The organism is Mycolicibacterium grossiae, from assembly GCF_008329645.1.
Classification (GTDB): domain Bacteria; phylum Actinomycetota; class Actinomycetes; order Mycobacteriales; family Mycobacteriaceae; genus Mycobacterium; species Mycobacterium grossiae.
In genome coordinates, this window is record NZ_CP043474.1 from 3,515,110 (window position 1) to 3,541,487 (window position 26,378).

The 26,378-nt window shown below is 71.7% G+C and carries 27 protein-coding genes; 19 read left to right on the top strand and 8 right to left on the bottom strand.

Annotation, left to right across the window (positions count from 1 at the left end; genetic code table 11):
* Positions 1 to 26: 26 nt before the first annotated feature.
* The 4 genes from pgsA (at position 27) to pspM (ending at position 2,886) form a co-directional block, all read left to right on the top strand.
* Positions 27 to 611: a CDP-diacylglycerol--glycerol-3-phosphate 3-phosphatidyltransferase gene (gene pgsA / locus FZ046_RS16925; RefSeq protein ID WP_070353250.1), complete on the top strand. Its 585-nt coding sequence runs from the start codon at positions 27 to 29 to the stop codon at positions 609 to 611.
* Positions 612 to 737: 126 nt separating this feature from the next.
* The gene (gene clgR / locus FZ046_RS16930) at positions 738 to 1,079 is read left to right on the top strand and encodes a transcriptional regulator ClgR (protein ID WP_070353249.1); all 342 of its coding nucleotides are present in this window, start codon (positions 738 to 740) and stop codon (positions 1,077 to 1,079) included.
* 138 nt (positions 1,080 to 1,217) lie between these two features.
* Positions 1,218 to 2,027, top strand: a complete 810-nt coding sequence (gene pspA / locus FZ046_RS16935; RefSeq protein ID WP_070353248.1) for a phage shock protein PspA — start codon at positions 1,218 to 1,220, stop codon at positions 2,025 to 2,027.
* A gap of 31 nt (positions 2,028 to 2,058) precedes the next feature.
* Positions 2,059 to 2,886 carry a phage shock envelope stress response protein PspM gene (gene pspM, locus FZ046_RS16940; RefSeq protein ID WP_070353247.1) on the top strand — a complete coding sequence of 276 codons (828 nt, stop codon included), beginning with the start codon at positions 2,059 to 2,061 and terminating at the stop codon, positions 2,884 to 2,886.
* 19 nt (positions 2,887 to 2,905) lie between these two features.
* On the opposite strand, the gene FZ046_RS16945 is transcribed toward pspM, so the two are convergent.
* Complete coding sequence (locus tag FZ046_RS16945; RefSeq protein WP_070353246.1) at positions 2,906 to 3,355, bottom strand: limonene-1,2-epoxide hydrolase family protein; 450 nt, start codon at positions 3,353 to 3,355, stop codon at positions 2,906 to 2,908.
* Positions 3,356 to 3,396: 41 nt separating this feature from the next.
* Here FZ046_RS16945 and FZ046_RS16950 point away from each other — a divergent pair, with 41 nt between their 5' ends.
* The 4 genes from FZ046_RS16950 to recX all read left to right on the top strand — a co-directional run bounded on the left by FZ046_RS16950 (position 3,397) and on the right by recX (position 6,516).
* Positions 3,397 to 4,569 (top strand): glycosyltransferase, encoded by a 1,173-nt coding sequence (locus FZ046_RS16950; RefSeq protein WP_070353245.1) that lies wholly within the window; start codon positions 3,397 to 3,399, stop codon positions 4,567 to 4,569.
* Between the two features lie 9 nt (positions 4,570 to 4,578).
* A complete protein-coding gene (locus FZ046_RS16955) occupies positions 4,579 to 4,773 on the top strand; it encodes a DUF3046 domain-containing protein (RefSeq protein ID WP_070353244.1) in 195 nt (64 codons plus the stop codon).
* Positions 4,774 to 4,961: 188 nt separating this feature from the next.
* Complete coding sequence (recA, locus tag FZ046_RS16960) at positions 4,962 to 6,011, top strand: recombinase RecA (RefSeq protein WP_070353243.1); 1,050 nt, start codon at positions 4,962 to 4,964, stop codon at positions 6,009 to 6,011.
* Positions 5,983 to 6,516, top strand: a complete 534-nt coding sequence (recX, locus tag FZ046_RS16965) for a recombination regulator RecX (protein ID WP_070353307.1) — start codon at positions 5,983 to 5,985, stop codon at positions 6,514 to 6,516. The genes recA and recX overlap by 29 nt, the downstream gene beginning before the upstream one ends.
* Here the strand turns inward: recX and FZ046_RS16970 are convergent.
* From FZ046_RS16970 to FZ046_RS16985, 4 genes are all read right to left on the bottom strand, one after another.
* On the bottom strand, positions 6,513 to 7,397 hold the full coding sequence (locus tag FZ046_RS16970; protein WP_070353306.1) for an amino acid ABC transporter permease: 885 nt from the start codon (positions 7,395 to 7,397) through the stop codon (positions 6,513 to 6,515). The genes recX and FZ046_RS16970 overlap by 4 nt on opposite strands.
* A 63-nt stretch (positions 7,398 to 7,460) precedes the next feature.
* Positions 7,461 to 8,141: an amino acid ABC transporter permease gene (locus FZ046_RS16975; RefSeq protein WP_070353242.1), complete on the bottom strand. Its 681-nt coding sequence runs from the start codon at positions 8,139 to 8,141 to the stop codon at positions 7,461 to 7,463.
* A 41-nt stretch (positions 8,142 to 8,182) separates the two neighbouring features.
* Positions 8,183 to 8,983 (bottom strand): glutamate ABC transporter substrate-binding protein, encoded by an 801-nt coding sequence (locus FZ046_RS16980; RefSeq protein WP_070353305.1) that lies wholly within the window; start codon positions 8,981 to 8,983, stop codon positions 8,183 to 8,185.
* 96 nt (positions 8,984 to 9,079) lie between these two features.
* Positions 9,080 to 9,808: an amino acid ABC transporter ATP-binding protein gene (locus FZ046_RS16985; protein WP_070353304.1), complete on the bottom strand. Its 729-nt coding sequence runs from the start codon at positions 9,806 to 9,808 to the stop codon at positions 9,080 to 9,082.
* Between the two features lie 173 nt (positions 9,809 to 9,981).
* On the opposite strand from FZ046_RS16985, the gene miaB reads away from it, so the two are divergent.
* Positions 9,982 to 11,499, top strand: a complete 1,518-nt coding sequence (gene miaB / locus FZ046_RS16990) for a tRNA (N6-isopentenyl adenosine(37)-C2)-methylthiotransferase MiaB (protein ID WP_070353241.1) — start codon at positions 9,982 to 9,984, stop codon at positions 11,497 to 11,499.
* Entirely contained in the window at positions 11,496 to 12,077 is a 582-nt protein-coding gene (locus FZ046_RS16995) for an Rv2732c family membrane protein (protein WP_070353240.1), read from the top strand. Before miaB ends, FZ046_RS16995 begins: the two co-directional genes overlap by 4 nt.
* Here the strand turns inward: FZ046_RS16995 and FZ046_RS17000 are convergent.
* A complete protein-coding gene (locus FZ046_RS17000; protein ID WP_070353239.1) occupies positions 12,074 to 13,405 on the bottom strand; it encodes a DUF349 domain-containing protein in 1,332 nt (443 codons plus the stop codon). The two genes, FZ046_RS16995 and FZ046_RS17000, sit on opposite strands and share 4 nt — an antisense overlap.
* A gap of 149 nt (positions 13,406 to 13,554) precedes the next feature.
* Between FZ046_RS17000 and FZ046_RS17005 the strand changes: the two genes are divergently transcribed.
* The 5 genes from FZ046_RS17005 to hflX are packed head-to-tail and all read left to right on the top strand — an operon-like array spanning position 13,555 to position 18,447.
* Positions 13,555 to 14,448: a DMT family transporter gene (locus tag FZ046_RS17005; protein ID WP_070353238.1), complete on the top strand. Its 894-nt coding sequence runs from the start codon at positions 13,555 to 13,557 to the stop codon at positions 14,446 to 14,448.
* Between the two features lie 20 nt (positions 14,449 to 14,468).
* Positions 14,469 to 15,164, top strand: a complete 696-nt coding sequence (locus FZ046_RS17010) for a class III extradiol ring-cleavage dioxygenase family protein (RefSeq protein ID WP_149484276.1) — start codon at positions 14,469 to 14,471, stop codon at positions 15,162 to 15,164.
* Complete coding sequence (gene miaA / locus FZ046_RS17015) at positions 15,161 to 16,090, top strand: tRNA (adenosine(37)-N6)-dimethylallyltransferase MiaA (RefSeq protein WP_070351592.1); 930 nt, start codon at positions 15,161 to 15,163, stop codon at positions 16,088 to 16,090. The genes FZ046_RS17010 and miaA overlap by 4 nt, the downstream gene beginning before the upstream one ends.
* 23 nt (positions 16,091 to 16,113) lie before the next feature.
* A complete protein-coding gene (gene dapF / locus FZ046_RS17020; protein WP_070351620.1) occupies positions 16,114 to 16,986 on the top strand; it encodes a diaminopimelate epimerase in 873 nt (290 codons plus the stop codon).
* Between the two features lie 45 nt (positions 16,987 to 17,031).
* Positions 17,032 to 18,447, top strand: a complete 1,416-nt coding sequence (hflX, locus tag FZ046_RS17025; protein WP_083298006.1) for a GTPase HflX — start codon at positions 17,032 to 17,034, stop codon at positions 18,445 to 18,447.
* Positions 18,448 to 18,459: 12 nt separating this feature from the next.
* Here the strand turns inward: hflX and FZ046_RS17030 are convergent, their stop codons facing one another.
* On the bottom strand, positions 18,460 to 20,745 hold the full coding sequence (locus FZ046_RS17030; protein ID WP_149484277.1) for a molybdopterin guanine dinucleotide-containing S/N-oxide reductase: 2,286 nt from the start codon (positions 20,743 to 20,745) through the stop codon (positions 18,460 to 18,462).
* Between the two features lie 102 nt (positions 20,746 to 20,847).
* Here FZ046_RS17030 and FZ046_RS17035 point away from each other — a divergent pair, with 102 nt between their 5' ends.
* Positions 20,848 to 22,011: an acyl-CoA dehydrogenase family protein gene (locus FZ046_RS17035; protein ID WP_149484278.1), complete on the top strand. Its 1,164-nt coding sequence runs from the start codon at positions 20,848 to 20,850 to the stop codon at positions 22,009 to 22,011.
* A 158-nt stretch (positions 22,012 to 22,169) separates the two neighbouring features.
* A complete protein-coding gene (locus FZ046_RS17040; RefSeq protein WP_070351588.1) occupies positions 22,170 to 24,443 on the top strand; it encodes an LGFP repeat-containing protein in 2,274 nt (757 codons plus the stop codon).
* A gap of 5 nt (positions 24,444 to 24,448) precedes the next feature.
* Here FZ046_RS17040 and lexA read toward each other — a convergent pair whose 3' ends face one another.
* On the bottom strand, positions 24,449 to 25,150 hold the full coding sequence (gene lexA / locus FZ046_RS17045) for a transcriptional repressor LexA (protein ID WP_070351587.1): 702 nt from the start codon (positions 25,148 to 25,150) through the stop codon (positions 24,449 to 24,451).
* 211 nt (positions 25,151 to 25,361) lie between these two features.
* Between lexA and FZ046_RS17050 the strand changes: the two genes are divergently transcribed.
* Together FZ046_RS17050 and nrdR are read left to right on the top strand one after the other, a co-directional pair.
* Entirely contained in the window at positions 25,362 to 25,808 is a 447-nt protein-coding gene (locus tag FZ046_RS17050) for a LysM peptidoglycan-binding domain-containing protein (protein WP_070351586.1), read from the top strand.
* A gap of 99 nt (positions 25,809 to 25,907) precedes the next feature.
* A complete protein-coding gene (gene nrdR / locus FZ046_RS17055; protein WP_070351619.1) occupies positions 25,908 to 26,378 on the top strand; it encodes a transcriptional regulator NrdR in 471 nt (156 codons plus the stop codon).

Genomic DNA, 26,378 nt, shown 5'->3' on the forward strand with positions numbered 1-26,378 from the left:
GCAGACGCAACCGATATTCTGTTGCGGTGCCGGGCCCGTCTGAGAGCAGTCCAGTGGCGCCGCGCGTGAGTGTGGTGAACGTCGCCAACCTCCTGACCGGGCTGCGCATCGTCCTGGTCCCGGTCTTCCTCGTCGCGCTGTTCACCGGTGACGGACACGAAACCCTCTGGCGAGTGGTCGCTTTCGTCGTGTTCGCGGCCGCGGTCATCACCGACCGGCTGGACGGCGAGATCGCCAGGGCCTACGGCATGGTGACCGAGTTCGGGAAGCTCGCCGATCCGATCGCCGACAAGGCGCTGATCGGCGCAGCGCTGATCGGCCTGTCCCTGCTCGGCGACCTGCCCTGGTGGGTGACCGTGGTGATCCTCGTCCGCGAGGTCGCCGTCACCCTGCTGCGCCTGGCAGTCCTGCGTCGCGGGGTGATCCCGGCCAGCCGCGGCGGCAAGCTCAAGACCACCGTGCAGGCGATGGCCATCGGCCTGTTCGTGCTGCCGCTGTCGGGCGCTTGGCTGACCGGGGCGTGGGTGCTCGTGTGGGCCGCGGTGGTGCTGACGGTGCTCACCGGCCTCGACTACCTGCTGTCGGCCGTCCGCAACGTCCGCACGGCCTGAACCGGTTCGCACGGCCAGCGATCCGCGCGGTCCGAGCCCGGGATCGGTGCGCGCCGCCGGGAACCAAACCGGGTCGGGTCGGCGTTCTACCGGTCAGAAGCTGCCGACCCACTCGAAGGAGCCCCGATGACGGCATTGCTGCGTGAAGTGATCGGCGACGTGCTGCGTCAGACCAGGACCGCCCAGGGGCGCACCCTGCGCGAGGTGTCCGACGACGCACGCGTCAGCCTCGGCTACCTCTCGGAGGTGGAACGCGGCCGCAAGGAGGCCTCGAGCGAGCTGCTCGGCGCGATCTGCACGGCGCTCGAGGTGCCGCTGTCGCGGGTGCTGTCCGACGCCGGTGACGTGCTCCAGACCCAGGAGCGCGAGGCACTGACGCATGGCGCCGCGCCGGGCCGGCCCACGACCAACATCGACGTCACCACCAAGGTCGTCATCCCGCACCAGGTGTCGATGGCCGTCGCCTGACCGGTCCGCGCCGCCCTCTCCGCGGGATCGTCCGCGGGGGTGTGGCCGCCTGTGCGCAACCATTAGGTTGGCAGGTAGCGCAGCCACCGGCCTGCGGACACGATCGACACGACAACACTGCAGAAGGCGGAACCCGAGATGGCAAATCCCTTCGTCAAGGCGTGGAAGTACATGATGGCGCTGTTCAGCTCCAAGGTGGACGAGTACGCCGATCCGAAGGTGCAGATCCAGCAGGCGATCGAGGATGCCCAGCGACAGCACCAGGCGCTCACCCAGCAGGCCGCACAGGTGATCGGCAACCAGCGGCAGCTCGAGATGCGGCTGAACCGTCAGCTCGCCGACATCGAGAAGCTGCAGGTGAACGTCCGCCAGGCGCTGACGCTCGCCGATCAGGCGACCTCCGCCGGTGACGCCGCCAAGGCCACCGAGTACACCAACGCCGCCGAGGCGTTCGCCGCGCAGCTGGTCACCGCCGAGCAGTCGGTGGAGGACCTCAAGACGCTGCACGACCAGGCGCTGCAGGCCGCCGGCCAGGCCAAGAAGGCCGTCGAGCAGAACGCCATGGTGCTGCAGCAGAAGATCGCCGAGCGCAGCAAGCTGCTCAGCCAGCTCGAGCAGGCCAAGATGCAGGAGCAGGTGAGCGCCTCGCTGCAGTCGATGAGCGAGATCTCCGCACCGGGCACCACCCCGAGCCTCGACGAGGTGCGGGAGAAGATCGAGCGCCGCTACGCCAACGCCATGGGAGCCGCCGAACTCGCCCAGAACTCGGTGCAGGGCCGGATGATGGAGGTGCAGCAGGCCAGCGTGCAGATGGCCGGCCACTCGCGCCTCGAGCAGATCCGCGCGTCCATGCGGGGCGACTCGCTGACGTCCGGGCCGGCCGCCAACCCGGCCACTCCCGCCGCGAACCCGCCGGCGTCGACGCCGGAGAACCCGCTGTCGCAGTGAGCGCACGGTGACGACGAGGAGGCCGCCGACAGTGCCGAACTTCCCGACGCCTGATCCGCGGGCGCGGCATCCGCGGTGGACGACGCTGCTACAGCGCGGCGTCGACACCGCCGCCGAGTGGTCCGACGCACTCGCCCAGCGGCTCGGCGCCGCCGCCGACCCGCGCGCGAAGGCGCTGCGCAAGCGGCGGTGGGCGCTGCGGGCCACGCTGTTCCTCGGCTTCGCCACCGCGTTCTGGATCGCGGTGACGGCGGTGCTCGCGTCCTGGGACGTGCCGGCCTGGGCGTTGCTGATCCCCAGCCCGATCGCCGTCGGGGCGGCGTTCCTTGCCACGCTGGCGTTCCTGCGCTACCGCTGGCTGCGCGCAGCGCCTCTGCCGCCGGAGCGGTCCGTGCACCGGCTGCCGCCGTGGGGGTCGGCCGCGCGTCAGCCGATGGCGGCGCTGGCCTCGTCCGAGCGCGGCCTGGTCTCCCTGCTCGGCGTCATGGAGCGGGGCCGGATGCTGCCCGCCGACGAGCTACGCGAGGTCACCGCCGCCGCCCACCAGACCGCGGCCGCGATGGCCGCCACCGCCCGCGAGGTGGTGTCCATGGAGCGGGCGATCAGCTCGGCGCCGCAGTCCCGCGCCCACCTCACCCCGACCATCCGCGCGTTCGCCGGCCAACTGCAGACCGGGGTGCGCCAGTACGACGAGATGGTGGACGCCGCAGCGCGACTCGTCTCGGCGGCCAACAGCGGCTCGATGTCCACCTCGGCGCTCTCGGCCGACCGCTACCGCCGCGAACTCGGCAACGCGACCGACCGGCTCGCCGGCTGGGCGCACGCCTTCGACGAACTGGGCCACCTGCGCGGCGCGTGAGCCGCGGCCGCCCGCGGGCTCACATCCGCGGGCGCAGCGCGGGCACCACGGCGCCCAGCAGGCCGCGGGCCGTGGCCTTCAGCATGTCGAAGAAGTCGAAGTAGTCGCGCCACAACGTGATTCGGCCGTCGGTGACCTCGAAGACGCCGCACACCCAGAACTGCAGCCGCAGCGGTCCGAACACCATGGCGTCGGTGCGCTCGTTGAGCACCGTCGATCCCTCGGCGACGTTGCGGTGCACCGCCACCTCGAAGCCCATCCGGCCCTCCATCCCGCGCATCAGCTTCACCACCCGCCGGCGCCCGCGAATGGTCGGCAGCCCCACGTTCTGGTAGACGACGTCGTCGGCCAGCAGCGCGTCGATGGCGGTGAAGTCCTGATCGGCCAGGGCGTAGAGGAACGTCTCCACGATCTGGGCGTTGGCGCCTCGCGGCGCGGTCTCGGTCGGTGCGCCGGTGTGCTCGGTCATGCCCTCGAGGGTAGGGGCATCGGCTGTGACAGGGTAGGCCGATGCGCGTCGCGGTGGTGGCCGGCCCGGACCCGGGGCACGCGTTCCCGGCGATCGCGCTGTGCCTGCGCCTGGGGGCCGCGGGCGACGATCCCGTCCTGCTGACCGGCGTGCAGTGGCTGGACACCGCTCGGCGCGCGGGTGTCGACGCCCTCGAACTCGCGGGCCTGGATCCCACGGACGCCGATGACGACGCCGACGCCGGCGCCAAGATCCACGCCCGCGCGGCGCGCATGGCCCGGCTCAACCTCGACGCGATCAGCGACCTGCGGGTGGACCTGGTGGTCTCCGACGTCATCACCTCGTGCGGCGGGATGGTCGCCGAGCTGCTCGAGCTGCCGTGGGTGGAGCTGTGCCCCCATCCGCTGTACCGCCCGTCGCGGGGCCTGCCGCCGATCGGCAGCGGCCTCGCGCCCGGCACCGGGATCCGCGGGCGTGCTCGCGACACCGTGCTGCGGGCCCTGACCGCTCGCTCGGTCCGGAAGGGCGAGGCACAGCGCGCGGCGGCGCGCGTCGGCATCGGACTGCCCGCCGCCGACCCGGGCCCGGCGCGGCGCCTGATCGCGACGCTGCCCGCGCTGGAGGTGCCCCGTCCGGACTGGCCGGCCGAGGCCGTCGTCGTCGGACCGCTGCACTTCGAGCCGACCGATGCGGTGCTCGACGTCCCCGACGGCGAGGGGCCGCTCGTCGTCGTCGCGCCGTCCACCGCGACCACCGGCACGGCGGGCTTGGCCGAACTCGCGCTGACCGCGCTGCGGCCGGGTGAGGTGCTGCCGCCCGGCGCCCGGGTGGCGGTGTCCCGGCTCGACGGCGACGGCCTCGACGTGCCGCCGTGGGCGGCGGTGGGGCTGGGTCGGCAGGACGACCTGCTCGCGCGCGCCGACGCGGTGGTGTGCGGTGGCGGTCACGGCATGGTGTCCAAGACGCTGCTCGCGGGCGTGCCGATGGTGGTGGTCCCCGGCGGGGGAGACCAGTGGGAGATCGCGAATCGCCTGGCGCGACAGGGGAGTGCGGCGATCGTCCGGCCGCTGACCGCCGACGCGCTCACCGCGGCGGTGCGCGAGGTCCTGGCCACGCCGCGTTACCGCGACGCCGCCCGGTTCGCCCGCGCCGGCGCCGGTGCGGTGGCCGATCCGGTCCGGGTGTGCCGCGACGCCGTGCGCACCGCTCGGTAGGTTGGAGGCGTGCGGTTGACGGAGTTCCACGAACTCGTCCATGGACAGTTCGGTGAGGTGCGGGGTGCCTCCCTGCTCGTCGACCACGTGCTCAGCGGCTTCGGTGGCCGCACCGCCGCCCAGCTCATCGAGGCCGGCGTGGAACCGCGCGACGTGTGGCGCGCGCTGTGCTCGGACTTCGACGTCCCGCGCGATCAGTGGTGAGCGCCTGCGTCCACGACGCCTGACGCGACACGACGCGGCGTGTTGACTTGAATCGAACACGTGTTCGTCTACTGTGGTGAACGGTTCGCACGCGAACCCTGCAGGGATTTGTCGGTGGCCTCCTCTAGCGTCACGGCCAACCGATCGGAACCCCGGTCAACGAACCCCACGAGGATGGAGACCACCCCATGGCACCACAGGCACCCGACCGCGAGAAGGCCCTCGAACTGGCGCTCGCGCAGATCGACAAGAACTTCGGCAAGGGCTCGGTCATGCGCCTCGGCGAGGACGTGCGCCCGCCGATCTCGGTCATCCCCACCGGTTCGATCTCGCTGGACGTCGCGCTCGGCATCGGCGGCCTGCCCCGCGGTCGCGTCATCGAGATCTACGGTCCGGAGTCCTCCGGCAAGACCACCGTCGCGCTGCACGCGGTGGCCAACGCTCAGGCCGCCGGCGGCATCGCCGCCTTCATCGACGCCGAGCACGCGCTGGATCCGGAGTACGCCAAGAAGCTCGGCGTCGACACCGACTCGCTGCTGGTCAGCCAGCCCGACACCGGTGAGCAGGCCCTCGAGATCGCCGACATGCTGGTGCGTTCCGGCGCGCTGGACATCCTGGTCATCGACTCGGTGGCCGCGCTGGTTCCGCGCGCCGAGATCGAGGGCGAGATGGGTGACAGCCACGTCGGTCTGCAGGCCCGCCTGATGAGCCAGGCGCTGCGCAAGATGACCGGTGCGCTGAACAACTCGGGCACCACCGCGATCTTCATCAACCAGCTGCGCGAGAAGATCGGCGTGATGTTCGGGTCTCCCGAGACCACCACGGGCGGCAAGGCGCTGAAGTTCTACGCCTCGGTGCGCCTGGACGTGCGCCGCATCGAGACGCTGAAGGACGGCACCGACGCGGTCGGCAACCGCACCCGCGTCAAGGTCGTGAAGAACAAGGTCTCGCCGCCGTTCAAGCAGGCCGAGTTCGACATCCTCTACGGCCGCGGCATCTCCCGCGAGGGTTCGCTCATCGACATGGGCGTCGAGCACGGCTTCATCCGCAAGTCCGGTTCCTGGTTCACCTACGACGGGGAGCAGCTGGGACAGGGCAAGGAGAACGCACGGAACTTCCTGCTGGAGAACGTCGACGTGGCCAACGAGATCGAGAAGAAGATCAAGGAGAAGCTCGGCATCGGTGCCCAGCTGACCGACGATGCCGCCGATGTCCTCCCCGCGCCGGTCGACTTCTGATCCGACGGACTCCCCGTCGCGCGACGAGCAGGCGCGGGCGCTCTGCCTGCGCCTGCTCACCGTCCGGGCCCGCACCCGCGCCGAACTGGCCGGGCACCTGGAGAAGCGTGGCTACCCCGACGACGTGAGCCGGCGGGTGCTCGACCGGCTGGCTCACGTCGGCCTGGTCGACGACGAGGACTTCGCCGAACAGTGGGTGCGATCGCGACGCACCCACGCGGGCAAGGGAAAGCGCGCGCTGGCCGCCGAACTACGCACCAAGGGCATCGACGACGACGTCATCGCCGGGGCACTGGCCGGTATCGACGCCGAGGCCGAACGCGCCCGGGCCGAGCAACTGGTCGCCGACAAGCTCCGGCGCGAGCGGCTCGACGAGGACACCGACGAGACCAAGGTGGCCCGGCGGCTGGTGGGCATGCTCGCCCGTCGCGGCTATCACCAGTCCATGGCGTTCGACGTCGTCAAGGTCGCCCTGGCCAGCGAGCGGGAACGCCGGCGGGTCTAGACGACCCGGGCGCCCGGCGCGCCGTCGGTCTCGACGGCCTCGGCCTCCAGCGGCGCCGGGCCGCGGCGCGACCGCCGCAACCGGCCCTCCAGCCACGTCGCGAACGCCGACAGCGCGAAGTTCACCGCGATCATCAGCACCGCGATCACGATGAGCGCCGGGATGTAGTTGCCGTACGAGGAGCCCACCACCGTGCCCTGGCGGACCATCTCGACGAAGGTGATCTGGTAGCCGATCGCGGTGTCCTTCAGGACCACCACCATCTGCGAGACCAGCACCGGGAGCATCGACGTGATCGCCTGCGGCAGCAGGATCGACCGCATCGTCTGGCCCCACCGCAGCCCCAGCGCCGACGCCGCCTCCGTCTGCCCGCGCGGCAGCGCATGCACGCCCGCCCGCACGATCTCCGCGATCACCGCACCGTTGTAGAGCGTCAGCCCCGTGATCACGCCCGCGAGTGCGAGGTACTCACCGGGGAAGACGTCGTACAGCGCGTAGAGGAAGTACGCGAAGATCATCATGATCAGCACCGGAACGGCGCGGAAGAACTCCACGACGATCGCGCAGAACCACCGCACCGGCCCGTGCGTGGACATGCGTCCCACGCCGAGTGCGAAACCCAGCAGCAACGCCAGCACGATCGACACCGCCGCCGCCGTCAGCGTGCCCTCGACGCCCGGTAACACGTAGGTCGTCCACAGCTCCGGGGTGGTGAACGGTTCCCACTTCGCCGCGTCCAACTGGCCCTTGGCCTGCAAGCGGGACAGCACCACCCACGCCACTAGGGCGATCACGACCACCGTCACCGCCGTGACGACGTGGTTGCGCAGTCGCGCCCGCGGGCCGGGTGCGTCGAAGAGGACCGAGGATCCGCCGCTCATCATCGTGACCCGTTCTTCGCGCAAGCGCTCATCATCGTGACCCGTTCTTCGCGCAAGCGCTCATCAGCGCGCCACCGCCCATCGCCTACCCAACCACCCGAACAGCAGTCCCAACGGCAGCGTCAACACGATGAACCCGAGGGCGAAGATCGTGCCGATCGTCAGCAGCGCCGCGGTGTTCTCGATCATCTCCTTCATCAGCAGGGCCGCCTCCGCGACGCCGATCGCCGACGCGATCGTCGTGTTCTTCGTCAACGCGATCAGCACCGAGCCCAACGGGATCAGCACCGCGCGAAAGGCCTGCGGCAGCAATACCATTCGCAGGTTCTGTCCGAACGTCAGCCCCAGCGACCGGGCCGCCTCGGCCTGGCCGAGCGGCACCGTGTTCACCCCGGAGCGGATGGTCTCGCAGACGAACGACGCCGTGTAGACGGTCAACCCGAGCGTGGCCAGCCGGAAATTGCTGTCCTCGATCGACGTCACCGACTGGGCGTCGACCAGCGTGATGCCGAGCGTCTGGGACAGACCGAACGAGCAGAACAGGATGATCAGCGTCAGCGGGGTGTTGCGTACGACGTTGACGTACGCGGTGCCCAGCCAGTTCAGCACCGGCACCGGCGACAACCGCATCGCCGCCAGCACCGTGCCGAGCACCAACGCACCCACGGCCGAGAACACCGTCAACTGGATCGTGGTCCAGAACGCCTCGAAGATCTGGCCGCGATACTCGGAGAAGACCTCCACCTGAACTCCGTCGGCTCCCCGTCAGCCTCGCAGGGACTCGGTCAGTTCTGGTCGAGCGCCGGCGGGCTGGGCACCTGGATGCCCGCGGGACCGAGGTTCTTCTCGAACGCCGCCTTCCATGCGCCGTCGGACTCCATCTTCGCGATGGCGTCGTTGATCTTCTTCTGCAGCTCGTTGTCATCCTTCTTCAGGCCGATGCCGTAGCGCTCCTCGGAGAACGGCTCGCCGACGATCTTGAAGGTGCCGGGGCTCTGCGCGGCGTACCCGGCGAGGATCACCTCGTCGGTCGTCACAGCGTCGATCGCGCCGTTCTTCAGCGCCTCGATGCACGCCGAGTAGGTGTCGTACTGCTGCAGCTGCACGCCCGGGTACTCGTCCTTGATGCGCTGCGCCGGCGTCGAGCCGCTGACCGAGCACAGCTTCTTGTTGTTCTGCAGCGACGGTGCGCCGGTGATGTCGGTGTTGTCGGCCTTCACCAGCAGGCTCTGGCCGGTCACCAGGTAGGGGCCGGCGAAGCTGACCTTCTCCTTGCGGGCGTCGGTGATCGAGTACGTGGCGGCGATGAACTTCACCTGGTCGTTCTGGATCAGCGTCTCGCGCTGGCTCGAGGGGGATTCCTTCCACTCGATCTGCTCGGGGGTGTAGCCCAGCTCCTTCGCCACGTACGTGGCGACGTCGACGTCGAAGCCGGTCATCTTGCCGTCCGGGTTCTTCAGGCCCAGGCCGGGCTGGTCGAACTTGGTGCCGATGACGATCTTGTTCTCGTCGGACCCACCGCCGCTACCCCCGCATGCGGTCAGCGACAGCGGCAGCGCGACGGCGATCGCCGCGACCGCGGCCAACCGGACGCGCCGCGACCGCTTCGAGGTGGTCGCGCCATCGTGCGCCGGACGACTGGTGGACGCCTGCGGATCGTTGAGCACTGTGGTTCCCTTCGCCTAGTGGTTGAGGATCTTGCCGAGGAAGTCCTTGGCACGGTCGGATTTCGGGTCGTTGAAGAACTGCTCGGGGGCGGCGTCCTCGACGATCGCGCCGTCGGCCATGAACACCACCCGGTTGGAGGCGCGCCGCGCGAACCCCATCTCGTGGGTCACCACGAGCATCGTCATCCCGTCGGCCGCCAGCGACGACATCACCGCCAGCACCTCGTTGATCATCTCCGGATCCAGCGCGCTGGTCGGCTCGTCGAAGAGCATGACCTTCGGGTTCATCGCCAGCGACCGTGCGATCGCCACGCGCTGCTGCTGGCCGCCGGAGAGCTGCGCCGGGTACTTGTCGGCCTGGTTGGCCACGCCCACCCGCTCGAGCAGGGCCATCGCGTTGCGGCGCGCCTCGTCCCTGCCCGTCCTGCGCACCTTCACCGGCGCGAGCATGACGTTCTCGACGATCGTCTTGTGGGCGAACAGGTTGAAGGACTGGAACACCATGCCGACCTCGGAGCGCAGCTCGGCGAGCTTGCGGCCCTCGGCGGGCAGCGGCTGCCCGTCGACCGCGATGCTGCCCGAGTCGATCGGCTCCAACCGATTGATGGTGCGGCACAACGTCGACTTGCCCGAACCGGACGGGCCCAGCACGACGACCACCTGGCCGCGGGGCACGTCGAGGTTGATGTCCTTCAAAACGTGCAGGCTGCCGAAGTGCTTGTTGACGGCCTGCATCGAGATCATCGACTGACCGCCGGCGGCCGGTTCGCTCATGCCTTGCCTCGGAGCGGACACCGACCGACTGATTCCATGCGCTCAGACCTTACCCAGCCAGCGCTCAGCCCGCCGGGGTCTCAAGGTGATCTTGGAAAATTGGGCTCCGATCACCGCGCCGATACCATTGTCGGGTGACTTCCATGGTGACGCGCGACGCCGACGTGACCCCGGTGGGCAGCGACGTGCGCACCTATCAGGTCCGCACCTACGGCTGTCAGATGAACGTGCACGACTCCGAGCGCCTGGCCGGGCTGCTGGAGACCGCCGGCTACGTCCGCGCGGCCGACGGCACGGACGCCGACGTGGTGGTGTTCAACACCTGCGCCGTCCGCGAGAACGCCGACAACAAGCTGTACGGCAACCTCAGTCACCTCGCGCCGCGCCGCGCGGCGAACCCCGACATGCAGATCGCCGTCGGCGGCTGCCTCGCGCAGAAGGACCGCGAGGCGGTGTTGCGCAAGGCGCCGTGGGTCGACGTCGTGTTCGGCACGCACAACATCGGATCGCTGCCCGTGCTGCTCGAACGCGCTCGGCACAACCGCGTGGCCCAGGTCGAGATCGCCGACGCGCTGCGCGAATTCCCCTCCACGCTGCCCGCGACCCGCGAATCCGCTTACGCCGCCTGGGTTTCGGTGTCGGTGGGCTGCAACAACACCTGCACGTTCTGCATCGTGCCCTCGTTGCGCGGCAAGGAGGTCGACCGCAGGCCGGGCGACGTGCTGGCCGAGGTCACCGCGCTCGCCGAGCAGGGCGTGCTGGAGGTCACCCTGCTCGGACAGAACGTGAACGCCTACGGCGTCTCCTTCGCCGATACGGACCTCCCACGCGACCGCGGCGCCTTCGCGCAGCTGCTGCGGGCGTGCGGCACCGTCGAGGGGCTCGAGCGCGTGCGGTTCACCTCGCCGCATCCCGCCGAGTTCACCGACGACGTCATCGAGGCGATGGCCGAGACGTCGAACGTCTGCCCGACGCTGCACATGCCGCTGCAGTCCGGGTCCGACCGGATCCTGCGGGCCATGCGCCGGTCCTACCGCGCCGAGCGCTACCTCGGCATCATCGACCGGGTCCGCGCCGCGATCCCGCACGCGGCGATCACCACCGACATCATCGTCGGCTTCCCCGGCGAGACCGAGGACGACTTCGCCGCGACGCTCGAGGTGGTCGAACGCGCCCGCTTTGCCAGCGCCTTCACCTTCCAGTACTCCAAGCGCCCCGGGACGCCGGCCGCCGAGCTGCCCGATCAGCTTCCCAAACACGTTGTCGCCGAACGGTATCAGCGGCTCATCGAGCTGCAGGAGCGCATCTCGCTTGAGGAGAACCAGGCGCAGGTGGGCCGCCGGGTCGAGCTGCTGGTCGCTGCGGGGGAGGGGCGCAAGGACACCAGCACCGCGCGGATGTCCGGCCGCGCGCGCGACGGCCGGCTGGTGCACTTCGCCCCCGGCGGACGGCGGGTGCGCCCCGGCGACGTCGTCGTGACCACCGTGACGGCAGCCGCGCCGCACCACCTGATGGCCGACGCCGCGCTGATCGAGCACCGCCGCACCCGGGCGGGCGACGCACACGAGGCCGGCCGGAAGGTCACCACCAACGTGGGGCTCGGCATGCCGTCGGTCGGCGTGCCGCCCGCCCAGCCGGTGACCGTAGGGTGCGGGCTATGATCAGCGAGCGCGGCTTCGACGACTTCCGCGAGGACCTCGAGGACGCCGAACGGCGGGTGTCACGCGAGATCGACCCAGGCGCACGGGCGCTGGTCGTCGCCATCCTGGTCTTCGTCCTGCTGGCGAGCTTCCTGCTGCCGCACACCGGCAGCGCCCGCGGGCTCGACGTGCTCATCGGCGGGGACGCCGCCGTGCGCGAGAACGTCGCCCTGCCGTCTCGGGTCTTCGTCTGGCTGGTGCTGGTGTTCGGCATCGGGTTCTCGATGCTGGCCCTGCTGACACGCCGCTGGGCGCTGGCCTGGGTCGCGGCCGCGGGATCGGCCGTCGCCTGCCCGATCGGCATGCTGGCGGTGTGGTCGCGCCAGACGGTCACCGAGCCGTACCCCGGACCGTCCTACGGTCTCGTCGTGGCGTGGCTGGCCATCATCCTGCTGACGTTCCACTGGATCCGCGTCGTGTGGGCACGCACCGCGGTGCAGCTCGCCGCCGAGGAGCAGCGCCGCCGCCGCGTCGCCGAGCAGCAGCGCAAGGGCCTGCTCGACGAGCCCGACGACACGCCGCCGAGCGCCGGCTCCTAGCGCTTCTTGCCGAGCGCCTCGACTGCGGCCTCGGCCCACTCCCGCCACTGCGCGGCGCTGGCCCGGGCGGCCTCGGCGTCCTTGCTGCGGCCCGCGGCCTCGGCCTTCTCGGCCTGCCGCTCGAACTGCTCGGCCCGCACCCGGAATTGGTCGGCGCGCGCCTGAGCCTCCGGATCGGTCCATCCCGTCGACGCGGCGTCGCGGATCTTCTTCTCCACGACGCGCAGCCGGCGCTCCAGCTCGGCGCCGCGCTCGCGCGGCGTCTTGCCGATCGCGTCCCACTTGTCGCCGATCGCCCGCAGTGCGGCCCGCGCCGCATCCACGTCGGAGACGTCGATGCGCTCGGCCTCGGCGAGCAGCGCCTCCTTGGCCGTCGCGTTCTGCTCGAACTCGGCGTCGCGTTCGGCGTGCGCGGCGTTGCGGGCGGCGAAGAAGGTGTCCTGCGCGGCCTTGAACCGCTTCCACAGGGCGTCGTCGACGTCCTTCGCGGTGCGCCCGGCCGCCTTCCACTGCACCAGCAGGTCCCGGAACGCCGCGCTGGTGGCACCCCAGTCGGTCGAGCCGACCAGGGCCTCGGCGCGCTCGCACAGCGCCTCCTTGGCCTGCTTGACGCCGGCGCGTTCCCGGTCGAGTTCGGCGAAGTGCGAGCCGCGGCGGCGGTTGAACCCCTCCCGCGCGGCCGAGTAGCGCTTCCACAGGGCGTCGTCGGTCTTGCGGTCCAACCCGGTGATGGTGCGCCACTCGTCGAGGATCTCGCGCAGCCGGTCGCCCGCCGCCTTCCATTGCGTGGACGACGCCGCGATCTCCTCGGCCTCCGCGGCGAGCGCCTCCTTACGGGCGGTCTGAGTGGCGCGGTGCTCGTCGCGGCGCTGCCGCTCCTCGGTCGCGCTGGCGTCGGCGGAGTCGATGATCGCGGTCAGCCGCGCGGCCAGCGCGTCGACGTCGCCGAGCACCGCGGCGGTCGGCAGCCCCTCGGCCAGCGTGGCGGCCGCCGACTTGATCTTGCGGGCGTCGCCGTTGCCGGAGGCCAGCCGGCGCTCCATCAGCGCCACCTCGGTCTGCAGATCGTCGTAGCGGCGCCCGAAGTGCGCGTAGGCGGCTTCGGTGTCGCCGGCCTGCCACGACCCGATCTGCCGCTCGCCGGCACCGCTGATCAACCACACCGTGCCGTCCGGATCGACGCGGCCGAACCGGTGCGGATCGGCCGTCGAGACGGGTGCGGGCACCGCGGCGGCGACGGGGCCGGGGCGCGGCGCGGGTCGCGGCGTTGGTCGCGGTCCGGGCCGGGGGGTGGGCTTGGGTGCTCCGCCTGACTCGCTCGTCGTCATGTCCGTCAACTTTCGTGCGCTCGTGCGTGGTGACCCACGCTGCTGCCGCGCGACGCGGCGCCGTCGTTCGTCTCTCGCCCGCTATTCAAACAGGTCGCCGAGCGGCGTGCGTACGCCTTGGCGCGCCGGCGTTGCCTAGGCTCGCCGTCATGACGTTCGACCACGCCGACGTCGCGGTGGTGCTGGCCCTCGGTGCGGCGTTCTTCATCGCCGTCGGCGACGTCATCCACCAGCGGTCGGCGCACGAGGTCACCGACGAGCCGGTCGGCCACCTCGAACTGTTCACCCGGCTGCTGCGCGACGGGCAGTGGTGGCTGGGCAGCGGCGTGTCGGCCGCCGGCTTCGCCTGCCAGGCCGCCGCGCTCGGCTTCGGGTCGGTGCTGCTGGTCCAGGCCCTGCTGGTGACCTCGCTGCTGTTTGCGCTGCCGATCAATGCGCGCCTCGGCGGTCACCGCGTCCCCCGCGTGCAATGGCTCTGGGCGGCGTTGCTCGCGACGGCGGTCGCGGTGATCGTCACGGTCGGCAATCCCACCGAGGGACGCTCGCGCGCCGACCTGGACACCTGGTCGCTCGTCGCCGTCGTCGGCATCCCCGCGCTGGTGGCCTGCGTCCTGGCTGCGCGGTTCGCCTCCGGCGCCGCGAGCGCCGTCCTGCTCGCGCTTGTGTCCGGCGCGCTGTGGGGGTTGTTCGCCGTCCTCACCAAGGGTGTGGTCGACCGCCTCGACGACGGCGTCTGGGCGCTGCTGCGGACACCGGAGCTCTACGCGTGGGCGGCGGTCGCGGTGCTGGGCACCGCGTGGCAGCAGTCGTCGTTCCGCGCGGGTGCGCTCACGGCGTCGCTGCCGACGATGACGGTCACCGAACCGGTCGTCGGGTCGGTCCTGGGCATCGTGGTGCTCGGGGAGACCCTGCGGCCGGGCGACGCGGGCTGGGTGACGCTCGGCGTGGCGTTCGCCGCGATGGTCGTCGCCACCGCGGCGCTGGCGCGCGGCGAGGCGGCCGACACCCAAGCCGCCGACGGCACGGACGCGGGCGCGCGCTGAGCGCTCGCTAGCGTGGAACCGTGCTCAGCGCCATCGCCGTCATCCCCTCGGCTCCGGTCGTGGTGCCCGACCTCGCCGGCGGTGCGGCCGCCGAACTGGCCGAGCTGCGGACCGCCGTGCTGCGGGCGGCCGCCGGACTGCCCGCGCGCTGGGTGGCCGTCGGCGTCGCCGCGGAGACGGCCACCGTCGCACCCGACGCCGTCGGCACGTTCGCCGGGTACGGCGTCGACGTGCGCGTGAGCCTGGCGCCCGACGCCGCCGGGGATCCGGTGTGGCTGCCGCTGGCCGCGCTCGTCACCGGCTGGGTGCGCGGCGCCGCGCGGCCCGAGGCCCGCGCGCAGGTCCGGGTGTTCGCCCGCGAGACCGACGGCGACGCGGCGGTGGCGGCGGGCCGCACGCTGCGCGCCGAGCTGGCCACCGACCCGGATGAGATCGGCGTCCTCGTCGTCGCCGACGGCGCGCACACGCTGACGCCGACCGCGCCCGGCGGATACGACCCGGCCTCGGCCGCCGTGCAGGACGACCTCGACCGCGCCCTCGCGCGCGGCGACGCCGCGGCCCTGGCCCGGACCGGCGGCGCCGTCGTCGGACGGGTCGCCCACCAGGTACTCGCGGGGCTGCTCCACGATCACCCGACACCGTTGCGCGAGCTGTACCGCGATGCGCCCTACGGCGTCGGCTACTTCGTGGGTCTGTCGTCGGACGTGGGCGGGTGACGCGGCCCGTCGCGGTGGTCGGGCCCACCGGCACCGGCAAGTCGGCGCTCGGACTGGCGCTGGCCGAGCGGTTCGGCGGCGAGATCGTCAACGCCGACGCCATGCAGCTCTACCGCGGCATGGACATCGGCACCGCCAAGCTGACCGTCGCCGAGCGGCGCGGCGTCCCGCACCACCAGCTCGACGTCCTCGACGTCACCGAGACGGCGTCGGTGGCGCGCTACCAGGAGGCCGCCGCCGCCGACGTCGAGGCGATCGCCGCGCGGGGCCGGGTCCCGGTGATCGTCGGCGGCTCCATGCTCTACGTGCAGTCGCTGCTGGACGCCTGGGCGTTCCCGGCGACCGACCCCGAGGTCCGTGCGCGCTGGGAGGCGCGGCTCGCCGAGGTCGGCGTCGCGGCGCTGCACGCCGAGCTCGCCCGCGTCGACCCCCATGCCGCCGCGACGATCCTGCCCACCGACGGCCGACGCGTGGTGCGGGCGCTCGAGGTGGTCGAGCTGACCGGTCGACCGTTCGCGGCCAGTGCGCCGCGCATCGGCACCCCGCGGTGGGACGCGGTGATCGTCGGAATCGACTGGGAGACGGCGCATCTCGACGAGCGCCTCTCGCAGCGCACCGACCTCATGTTCGCCACCGGACTCGTCGAGGAGGTCCGCGCGCTGCTCGAGCGCGGCCTGCCGCGGGGTGGCACCGCGTCGCGCGCGCTGGGCTACGCGCAGGTGCTCGACGCCCTCGACGCGGGCGGCGGAGCGCAGCTGATCGCCGAGGCGCGCGAGCGGACCTTCGTCGGGACCCGCCGCTACGTGCGGCGGCAGCGGTCGTGGTTCCGCCGCGACCACCGCATCCTCTGGCTCGACGGCGCCGCCGACGACCACCTCGAGGCGGTCACGGGGGCGTGGCGGCGCCGCACGCCGGAGTCACCCTGACCGGTCGCGGATATCCTGGTCCGGTGAGGTTCGCCAAGGGGCACGGCACGCAGAACGACTTCGTCGTGCTGCCCGACGTCGACGCCCGCCTGGCGCTGCCGGCCGAGGCGGTCGCCGCGCTGTGCGACCGCCGCCGCGGCCTCGGCGCCGACGGCGTCCTGCGGGTCACCACGGCGGGCGCCGCGCGCGACGCCGGTGTGTTCGACCGCCTGCCGGAGGGCCTGGCGCCCGACGACTGGTACATGGACTACCGCAACGCCGACGGCTCGCTCGCGCAGATGTGCGGCAACGGCGTGCGGGTGTTCACCCACTACCTGCGGGCCAGTGGCCTCGAGACGCGCGACGAGTTCGTCGTCGGCTCGCTGGCCGGACCCCGACCGGTCACCGTCCACGCCTGCGACGCCGCCTCGGCCGACGTCACCGTCGACATGGGCAAGGCCAACGTCACCGGGACCGGCACGGCGGTGGTCGGCGGGCGCCGCTTCGCGGGCCTCGCCGTGGACGTCGGCAACCCGCACCTCGCCTGCGTCGAGGCCGGCCTGACCCGCGCCGACCTGGCCGCCCTCGACGTCGCCGCGCCGGTCTCCTTCGACGCCGCGGCGTTCCCCGACGGCGTCAACGTGGAGGTGCTGACCGCGCCGCGCGACGGCGCGGTCTGGATGCGGGTGCACGAACGCGGCGTGGGGGAGACCCGGTCGTGCGGCACCGGCACCGTCGCCGCGGCGGTCGCGGCGCTCGCCGGCAGCGGCGTGGACACCGGAACGCTGGCGGTGCGCGTCCCCGGCGGGGAGGTCACCGTGACCATCACCGACGCCACCAGCTACCTGCGCGGCCCGTCGGTCCTGGTGGCCGAGGGCAATCTCGCCGAGGAATGGTGGCGCGACCATCAGCGTTAATCGAGGTGCATGAACAGTGATCTCCGTGCGAACCTCGGTTCGACCATGACTCATCCCCACTTCCCCTTCGACGACTCCCCGAGCGTCGGCGAACTCGCCCTCTCCGACCGCAGTGCGCTGCGCCGCGTCGCCGGTCTGTCGACCGAACTCGCCGACGTGTCCGAGGTCGAGTACCGGCAGCTACGCCTCGAGCGCGTCGTGCTGGTCGGCGTGTGGACCGAGGGCAGCGCCGCCGATGCGGACGCCAGCCTCGCCGAACTCGCCGCGCTCGCCGAGACGGCCGGTTCCCAGGTCCTCGAGGGCCTCGTCCAGCGCCGCGACAAGCCGGACCCCTCCACCTACATCGGCTCGGGCAAGGCCGCCGAACTGCGCGAGGTCGTGCTCGCCACCGGCGCCGACACCGTCATCTGCGACGGTGAACTAAGCCCCGCCCAGCTGAACGCGCTGGAGAAGATCGTCAAGGTCAAGGTGATCGACCGCACCGCGCTGATCCTCGACATCTTCGCCCAGCACGCCACCAGTCGCGAGGGCAAGGCACAGGTGTCGCTGGCCCAGATGGAGTACATGCTGCCGCGGTTGCGCGGCTGGGGTGAGTCCATGTCCCGCCAAGCCGGCGGGCGCGCGGGCGGCGCCGGCGGCGGCGTCGGTACCCGCGGTCCCGGTGAGACCAAGATCGAGACCGACCGCCGTCGCATCCGCGAGCGGATGGCGAAGCTGCGACGCGACATCCGCGACATGAAGAAGGTCCGCGACACCCAGCGCAGCGGGCGCCGGCGCAGCGACGTGCCGTCGGTCGCCATCGTCGGCTACACCAACGCCGGTAAGTCCAGCCTGCTGAACGCGCTGACCGGCGCGGGCGTGCTGGTCGAGAACGCGCTGTTCGCGACGCTCGAACCCACCACGCGTCGTGGGCACTTCGACGACGGCCGGCCGTTCGTGCTCACCGACACCGTCGGCTTCGTGCGGCACCTGCCGACGCAGCTCGTCGAGGCGTTCCGGTCCACGCTCGAGGAGGTCGTCGACGCCGACCTGCTGATCCACGTGGTCGACGGGTCCGACGCCAATCCGCTCGCGCAGATCAACGCCGTGCGTCAGGTGGTCAACGACGTGGTGGCCGAATACGACGTCACCGCACCGCCGGAACTGGTGGTGGTCAACAAGACCGACGCCGCGTCCGGGTTGATGCTGGCCCAGTTGCGCCGAGCGCTGCCCGACGCGCTGTTCGTGTCCGCGCGGACCGGCGACGGCCTGTCCCGGTTGCGTCAACGGATGGGCGAGCTGGTCGAGGCCACCGACACCGGCGTGGACGTGACGATCCCGTACGACCGCGGCGACCTGGTGGCCCGCGTGCACGCCGACGGGCGCATCGACGCGTGCGAGCACCAGCCGGAGGGCACGCGGATCAAGGCCCGCGTCCCGGCGCCGCTGGCCGCGAGCCTGCGCGAGTTCGACACCTTCTAGTCGGCCGTCCCGTCAGCGGCGGGCGACCACCGGTGGCTCGAGCGCCCGCACGGGCGGCAGCGCGCCGCCCCAGCGTTCGACCTCCACCAGCACGTGCGCGCCCGTGCACCCCTGCGCCAGCGACGACGTGCCGACGTCGGCCGTGAGGACGTTGGGGTTGCCGTGCACGCACATCGCGTCCGGGTCGGCCGGGTCCTCGGGGTCGTACCAGGCGCCGGTCGACAGCTGCACCACGCGCGGCCGCACCCCGTCGTCGAGCACCACGCCGGCCAGACACGCGCCGCGGTCGTTGAACACCCGGACCACGTCGCCCGCGGCGATGCCGCGCGCGGTGGCGTCGTCGGGGTGCATCCGGATCGGCTCGCGCCCCTGGATCTTCGAGGCCTGGCTGACGGCGCCGCCGTCGAGCTGACCGTGCAGCCGGCTCGCGGGCTGATTGGCCAGCAGGTGTAGCGGAAATCGTTGCGCCCGTGGGCCGCCAAGCCACTCCTGCGGTGCGAACCAGGCCGGGTGGCCGACGCAGTCGTGGTAGCCGAACGTGTCGATGTCGGCGGAGAAGATCTCGATGCGCCCGCTCGGCGTGCCGAGCCGGTGAGCCACCGGGTCGGCGCGGAAGTCGGCCAGCAGTGTCAGCCCGTCCTCGGTGGGGAGCCGCAGCGAGCCGGCGGCCCAGAACTCGTCGAACGACGGCACCGCGAAGTCCAGTTCGCGCGACCAGGTGTCGTAGAGGTGCCGCAGCCACTGCGCGGCGGTGCGGCCCTCGGTGAACTGCTCCCCGAAGCCCAGGCGGTGCGCCAGCGCGGCGAAGGTCGCGTAGTCGTCGCGGGCGTCGGCGTGCGGAGCGGCGAGCGCGGGCATCGCGACCAGCAGCGGATCGTTGCGCGACCCCGAGTAGTCGTCGCGTTCGAACGACGTCGTCGACGGCACCACGACGTCGGCGTGCCGTGCCATGGCCGTCCAGTACGGCTCGTGCACGACGACGGTGTCCGGCCGCCCGAGTGCGCGCCGCAGGCGCGGGATGTCCTGGTGATGGTGGAACGGGTTGCCGCCCGCCCAGTAGACCAGCCGGATGTCGGGATAGGTGAGGCGCCGCCCGTCGTAGTGGTGCGTGCCGCCGGGGTGCAGCAACATGTCGCTCACGGCGGCGACGGGGATGAACGTCGACACCGGGTTCACGCCCTGCGGCAAGTACGGCAGCCGGCAGCGCAACGGCGGCAGGCCGGGCTCGTTCATCGAGCCGTACCCGTGCCCGAAACCGCCTCCCGGCAGCCCGATCTGGCCGAGCATCGCAGCCAGCGTCAGCCCCATCCACGGGGCCTGCTCGCCGTGCCGCACCCGCTGCAGCGACCAGCTCACCGTCACGATCGTGCGTCCGGCGGCCATCCGGCGGGCCAGGGCCACGAGCTGCTCGGCGGGCAGTCCGCAGATGTCCTCGGCCCACCGCGGCGTCTTGGGCGTCGCGTCGGTGACGCCGAGCAGGTAGGCCTCGAAGCGTTCCCACCCGGTGCAGTAGCGCCCCAGGAAGTCGCGGTCGGCCAGGCCCTCGGTCGCCAGGACGTACGCCAACGCCAGCATGATCGCGACGTCGGTGCCGGGAACCGGCGCCAGCCAATCGCTCTCGCCGTGGGCGTCGTCGCGCAGCGGGGAGATCGAGACGAGCCGTCCGCCGCGGCGGCGGAATCGCCGCAGGGCGTCGCGGGCGGGGTGCGCCGTTGTCCCGCCGTGGTTGATGCCGGTGTTCTTCAGTCCCAGACCGCCGAAGCAGACCAGCAGGTCGGTGTGCTCGGCGATGACGTTCCAGTCCGTCGAGCGCTTGAACAGGTCGTCGTGCGTGCCGACCACGCGGGGCATGATGACGCCGGTCGCGCCGAGGCTGTAGGAGTGCCGCGAGGACGTGTAGCCGCCGAGCAGCTTGAGGAAGCGGTGCACCTGGCTCTGCGCGTGGTGGAAACGGCCGGCGCTGGCCCAGCCGTACGAGCCGCCGTAGATGGCCTCGTTGCCGTGCTCGTCGACCACACGCTGCAGCTCGTCGGCGAGCAGCTCGGTCAGCTCGTCCCACGACACCGCGACGAACTCGTCGGCGCCCCGCCGGGTGCTGGGCCCGGGTCCGGACTCCAGCCAGCCGCGGCGCACCGCGGGTCCGGTGACACGCGACCGGTGCCGCAGCGAGCCGGGCAGGTTGCCGAGCAGCGGGGACGGGTCGGCGTCGCCGGCCATGGGGCTGACCGCGGCGATGTCGCCATCGCGGACGTCGGCGGTGAACGCACCCCAGTGGGTGAGGCTGGCGGATCGGGGCACGCGTCGATCCTAGGTGCCCACCACGCGGTACCGCGGGTACCAACCATCCGGTTGGCTGGTATAGGGTCGGGCCATCCCGTCCGACGACCCGGAGGTCCTTCCATGAGCGACGTCGTCAAGTACGACCGCACCCTGTTCGAGCCCGAGCACGACATGTTCCGCGAGTCCTACCGCTCCTTCCTGGAGCGCCACGTCGCGCCGTTCCACGAGCAGTGGGAGAAGGACAAGATCGTCGACCGCGGCGTCTGGCTGGAGGCCGGCAAGCAGGGCTTCCTCGGCATGGCCGTGCCCGAGGAGTACGGCGGCGGCGGCAACCCCGACTTCCGCTACAACGTGGTGATCACCGAGGAGACCTCGGCGAGCCGGCACAGCGGGCTGGGATTCTCGCTGCAGAACGACGTCATCGCGCCGTACCTGCTGCGGCTGGGCACCGAGGAGCAGAAGCAGCGCTGGCTGCCCGGGTTCTGCTCCGGCGAACTCATCACGGCCATCGCGATGACCGAGCCGGGCACCGGCAGCGACCTGCAGGGCATCAAGACGCGCGCGGTGAAGCAGGACGACGGCAGCTGGATCCTCAACGGTTCGAAGACGTTCATCACCAACGGCGTGCACGCCGACCTGGTCATCGTCGTGGCGCAGACCGACCCCGAGAAGGGCGCCCTGGGCTTCTCGCTGCTCGTCATCGAGCGCGGCATGGAGGGCTTCGAGCGGGGCAGGCACCTCGACAAGATCGGTCTGGACGCCCAGGACACCGCGGAGCTGTCCTTCACCGACGTGCGCGTGCCTGCCGAGAACCTGCTCGGCGACGAGGGCTCCGGCTTCGTCTACCTCATGCAGAACCTGCCCCAGGAGCGCATCAGCATCGCCGTCATGGCGGCCGCCGGCATGGAGGCCGTGCTGGAGCAGACGCTGCAGTACACCAAGGAGCGCAAGGCGTTCGGCAAGCCGATCGGCAGCTTCCAGAACACCCGGTTCACCCTCGCCGAGCTGGCCACCGAGGCCACCGCCGTGCGCGTGCTGGTCGACGAGTTCATCCGGCTGCACCTCGACGAGAAGCTCACGGCGGAGCAGGCCGCGATGGCGAAGTGGTGGGCCACCGAGGCGCAGGTGCGGCTCAACGACCGCTGCCTGCAGCTGCACGGCGGTTACGGCTACATGCGTGAATACCCGGTGGCCAGGGCGTTCCTCGACGCCCGCATCCAGACGATCTACGGCGGAACCACCGAGATCATGAAGGAGATCATCGGCCGCAGCATGGGCGTCTGACGCCGCTGCGGGCGTCCGGCGGCCGTGACGGAAGTGGTACCGGTCGCGCGACACTTGCCCGATACCGCTTGGATATCCCTCAAGATGGACGTCGACTGACGCAGAGTTGACGCACGTGCTACTTCGAGGGAACCGTGAGCGCATCGCGGGGAGGACTGATGACTGGGCTTCGATCCCTGCTGGGCAGGGCCATGGGACGGGCGAGCGTAGCGGTGGTGACGGTGGCCGCCTGCGCGCTGCTCGCGCCGGTGATGCCCACGGCGCTGGCCGACCCGGCAGGTGACGCCGACGCCGCCATCAACGCGGCCTACGACGCCGCGGGCGGTCCCGGGGGCACCCTCGGTCCCAAGGACGGCGGCGTCTACCCGGTGGGCGCGGGCTTCGGGCAGAACTTCGCGAGCGGCCGGATCTTCTTCAGCCCCGGCACCGGTGCGCACGTCATGCAGGGCGCGATCCTGGACAAGTACCTGTCCCTGGGCGGTCCCGGCGACGGCGATCTGGGCTTCCCCGACATCGACGAGGGGGCGGGGCGCGCGCCGAACAGCCGGAACGTGACGTTCAGCGCCGCCGACGACCCCGTCATCTTCTGGACCCCGGACACCGGCGCCCACGTCGTGCGCGGCGCGATCAACGCGGCGTGGGATCAGGTCGGCGGTTCGGCGGGCTCGCTCGGCGTGCCCACCGAGGACGAGGTGTACCGCGGGAACGTGGTGTCGCAGACGTTCACCGGCGGCCAGCTGTCGTGGGACCGCAGCACCAAGGCGTTCACGACGACGCCGCCGGAACTCGCCGATCAGCTCGGCGGAGTGCGGATCCCGGGCGACGCCACCTCGGAAATCGACGCCGCCCGGCGCGCGGCGGGCGGCCCGCTGGGCCCGCTCGGTGCAGCGCAGGGTCCGGCCGAACCGGTCGCCGGGGACGGCCTGGTGCAGACCTTCGACGGCGGGAAGATCTTCTACAGCCCGGCCACGGGCGCCAACGTGCTCACCGGCCAGGTGCTCGCGAAGTACGAGAGCGTCGGCGGACCCGGCGGTGACCTCGGCTTCCCGAAGGCCAACGAGGCCGACGGGGGACTGGCGCCGGCGAGCCGGTTCGCGGCCTTCACCGCCGCCGACGAGCCGGTCATCTTCTGGACACCCGACTTCGGCGCCGTGATCGTCCGTGGGGCGATGAACGCCGCCTGGTCGACGCTCGGCGGCGCCACCGGCACGCTCGGTGCGCCGACCGCCGATCAGACCGAGAGCGACGACGTCGTCACGCAGAAGTTCGCGAACGGCGCCATCTCCTGGAACCGCTCGACCAAGGCCTTCAGCACCGAGCCACCGAACCTCGCCGCCGACCTCGCGGGAGTTCGGGTTCCGGGCCAGGACGCGCCGCAGGCGACCCAGGGCGACGACCCGCAGGCGGCCGCGGACGGCCGACCGTGGTACCGCCAGTGGTGGTGGCTGCTGGTGATCGTGCCGGTGGTGCTGCTCGTCGCGGCGGTGGGGGCCGCCGTGGTGCTGCACCGGCGCCGCGCGGACGACCGCCCGCCGCTCGACCGGTTCGACGACTACGACGACTACGACGACGACCAGGACTTCGAGTCCGGACCGGTGCCGGCCGCCGAGTCCCCGGCCGGGACCGACCAGCCACCGTTCGTGCCGTTGAGCGCATGGGCCATGCCCGGTGAGGGCTCCGACGGCCCGGCCGGCGTACCCGCAGCCGGGCCGGCGCCGGCGCCGGGTGCTTCCGCGGTACCGGACATCGGTCCCGAGGCGAACCTCGACGAGGACCAGGACGCGATCGACACCGCACCGACGCGGGTGGTCTCCGAGGACGCCATACCCGGGAACGAGGTGTCCGGAGATGCGGCGTCCCCCGGCGAAGGGTCCGATCGCGGGCCGGCCGATCGCGGGGCGGCCGACGAGCCGGCGACCGCGGCGTTCGACGAGCTGTTCGGCGGCCGTTCGGAGACCGGTCGGCACGCGGGTAGCGACCCGACCGACGGACCCCTGACGCCCGCCGTAGACCGCGAGGACGAGGCTGCCGACGCGTACGGCCTCGGCGATGACTTCGACGATGGCTTCGGTGACGACGTCCATGACGGCGATCCCGCGCGCGACGAGTTCGACGACCCGGTGTTCGAGGACGCGTTCGCCGCGCCGGTGGCAGGAGCGGCGGCCTCGGCAGCGGCCGATCCGGAGCCGTCGAGCGGCCCGCCCAGCGGTCGGCATGCGGCCATCCAGCTCGACGACACCGCACCGAGTCAGACGTCGCTGCGCCTGGCGCAGGGGGACCCGTACACCGCACCGGCGGGCTACCCGATCAAGGCCGACACCAAGACGGGGCTCTACTGGCTGCCCACCAGCGTGCAGTACGACCGCGTGCGTGCCGAGATCTGGTTCGCCAGTGAGGAGTTCGCGCTGACGAACGGCTTCGTCAGGGGCTAGCGCCGTCAGACCTTGCGGATGACGGTGACGACCTTGCCGAGGATCGCGGCGTCGTTGCCCGGGATCGGATCGAACGCCGGGTTGTGCGGCATCAGCCACACCTGGCCGCGCGTGCGCTTGAACGTCTTGACCGTGGCCTCGCCGTCGATCATGGCGGCCACGATGTCGCCGTTGTCCGCGACGTTCTGCTGCCGGACGACCACCCAGTCGCCGTCGCAGATCGCCGCGTCCACCATCGATTCGCCGACGACCTTGAGCAGGAATAGCGAGCCCTCGCCGACCAGTTCGCGGGGCAGCGGAAAGACGTCCTCGACGGCCTCCTCGGCCAGGATGGGACCACCCGCGGCGATTCGACCCAGCACGGGGACGAAGGTGGGCTCGGGAAGGGCGTCGGAGCCGGCGACGTCGGTCGCGACGATCGGCGTGACGGCATCGTCGGCGCCGCGGACGTCCACGGCGCGTGGGCGGTTGGGGTCGCGCCGCAGATAGCCCTTGCGTTCGAGGGTGCGCAGCTGATGGGCCACCGAGGACGTGGACGTGAGTCCCACGGCGTCGCCGATCTCGCGGATGCTCGGCGGATAGCCGCGGGTGGTCACCGAGGTGCGGATGACCTCGAGGATGGTGCGCTGTCGTTCGGTCAGTCCGGCGTCGTTGCCGGCGGGACGACGTGCGTCCGCGCCGTTCGGCGTGTCGCTGCTGTCACTCATGGCGCCGAATGTAGTCCGAGACCGTTCGAGAATCAAACATGTGTTCGACGCGTGTCGCGGTCGCCGGGGCGTGTCGGTGGCCCCGGATATCGTCGGCAACGATTCGATCACGTGTTCTATTCATCGAACACGTGATCGAGTACATTTCGAACACACAGGCGAACGACCGTTTCCGGAAAGACCGGAAACGCCCGAACCGAAAGGCCTCGCGATGACGATCATCACCCGGGACTACCCCACCGAACTGGTCGCCCGTCCGGTGCGTCCGCGTCCCGCGGCCCGCCGGTCGCCGCAGCGCCGTCGGCCGGCCGCCGCACCGCTGCGCTACTCCGGCACCGGTGTCCTGATGTCGCGGGCTTCGCACCGGCGCAAGCCGATCACGCCGGTCACCACGGTGCTGCTGGCGTTGGTCGCGGCGGGAATCACGGTGTGGCTCGGCCTGGTCGCGCAGTTCGGCGCCGCACCGGAGACGCCGGCGCCGGTGCCCGGGGAGCTGGCCGTGGTCCAGGTCCAGACGGGGGAGTCGCTGCAGCAGCTCGCCGCTCGCATCGCGCCCGACGCCCCGGTCGGCCCGACGGTCGAGCGGATCCGCGAACTGAACGAGCTGGACACCGCGGGTGTCGCGGCCGGGCAGACGCTCATCGCCCCGGTCGGCTGACCCGCCGCCATGCGCCGTGAGACACCCTGCCGTCCCTCGGTACGCTCGTATGGGGCCGGAACATTCCGGTCTCATCCCAGCGGCGGCGAAGGAGCGGTGGTGCACTGTCCGTTCTGTCGTCATCCCGATAGCCGGGTCGTCGACTCCCGCGAGGCCGACGAGGGCCAGGCGATCCGCCGGCGTCGGTCGTGCCCGGAATGCGGCAAGCGGTTCACCACGGTGGAGACCGCCGTGCTCGCCGTCGTGAAGCGCAGCGGGGTCACCGAGCCCTTCAGCCGCGAGAAGGTCGTCAAGGGCGTCCGGCGTGCCTGCCAGGGCCGCGACGTCGCCGACGACGCGCTGCACTTGCTGGCGCAGCAGGTGGAGGACGCCGTGCGCGGGCTCGGTTCGCCCGAGGTACCCAGCAACGAAGTCGGTCTGGCGATCCTGGGTCCGCTGCGCGACCTGGACGAGGTCGCCTACCTGCGGTTCGCGTCGGTGTATCGGTCGTTCTCCTCGGCCGAGGACTTCGAGCGCGAGATCGAGGCGCTGCGCACCCACCGCACCACCAAGGCGGCGCCCGCGCGCTGA

What these genes read in the sequence shown, in the direction of transcription:
- FZ046_RS17000 (WP_070353239.1), bottom strand. Translation starts at nt 13,405, where the DNA reads ATGACGACGAGCGAGTCAGGCGGAGCACCCAAGCCCACCCCCCGGCCC.
- recA (WP_070353243.1), top strand. Translation starts at nt 4,962, where the DNA reads ATGGCACCACAGGCACCCGACCGCGAGAAGGCCCTCGAACTGGCGCTC.
- FZ046_RS16995 (WP_070353240.1), top strand. Translation starts at nt 11,496, where the DNA reads ATGATCAGCGAGCGCGGCTTCGACGACTTCCGCGAGGACCTCGAGGAC.
- FZ046_RS17035 (WP_149484278.1), top strand. Translation starts at nt 20,848, where the DNA reads ATGAGCGACGTCGTCAAGTACGACCGCACCCTGTTCGAGCCCGAGCAC.
- FZ046_RS17040 (WP_070351588.1), top strand. Translation starts at nt 22,170, where the DNA reads ATGACTGGGCTTCGATCCCTGCTGGGCAGGGCCATGGGACGGGCGAGC.
- FZ046_RS16970 (WP_070353306.1), bottom strand. Translation starts at nt 7,397, where the DNA reads ATGAGCGGCGGATCCTCGGTCCTCTTCGACGCACCCGGCCCGCGGGCG.
- pspA (WP_070353248.1), top strand. Translation starts at nt 1,218, where the DNA reads ATGGCAAATCCCTTCGTCAAGGCGTGGAAGTACATGATGGCGCTGTTC.
- FZ046_RS17050 (WP_070351586.1), top strand. Translation starts at nt 25,362, where the DNA reads ATGACGATCATCACCCGGGACTACCCCACCGAACTGGTCGCCCGTCCG.
- FZ046_RS17005 (WP_070353238.1), top strand. Translation starts at nt 13,555, where the DNA reads ATGACGTTCGACCACGCCGACGTCGCGGTGGTGCTGGCCCTCGGTGCG.
- miaB (WP_070353241.1), top strand. Translation starts at nt 9,982, where the DNA reads ATGGTGACGCGCGACGCCGACGTGACCCCGGTGGGCAGCGACGTGCGC.
- FZ046_RS16985 (WP_070353304.1), bottom strand. Translation starts at nt 9,808, where the DNA reads ATGATCTCGATGCAGGCCGTCAACAAGCACTTCGGCAGCCTGCACGTT.
- hflX (WP_083298006.1), top strand. Translation starts at nt 17,032, where the DNA reads ATGACTCATCCCCACTTCCCCTTCGACGACTCCCCGAGCGTCGGCGAA.
- clgR (WP_070353249.1), top strand. Translation starts at nt 738, where the DNA reads ATGACGGCATTGCTGCGTGAAGTGATCGGCGACGTGCTGCGTCAGACC.
- lexA (WP_070351587.1), bottom strand. Translation starts at nt 25,150, where the DNA reads ATGAGTGACAGCAGCGACACGCCGAACGGCGCGGACGCACGTCGTCCC.
- FZ046_RS16945 (WP_070353246.1), bottom strand. Translation starts at nt 3,355, where the DNA reads ATGACCGAGCACACCGGCGCACCGACCGAGACCGCGCCGCGAGGCGCC.
- recX (WP_070353307.1), top strand. Translation starts at nt 5,983, where the DNA reads ATGTCCTCCCCGCGCCGGTCGACTTCTGATCCGACGGACTCCCCGTCG.
- FZ046_RS16950 (WP_070353245.1), top strand. Translation starts at nt 3,397, where the DNA reads ATGCGCGTCGCGGTGGTGGCCGGCCCGGACCCGGGGCACGCGTTCCCG.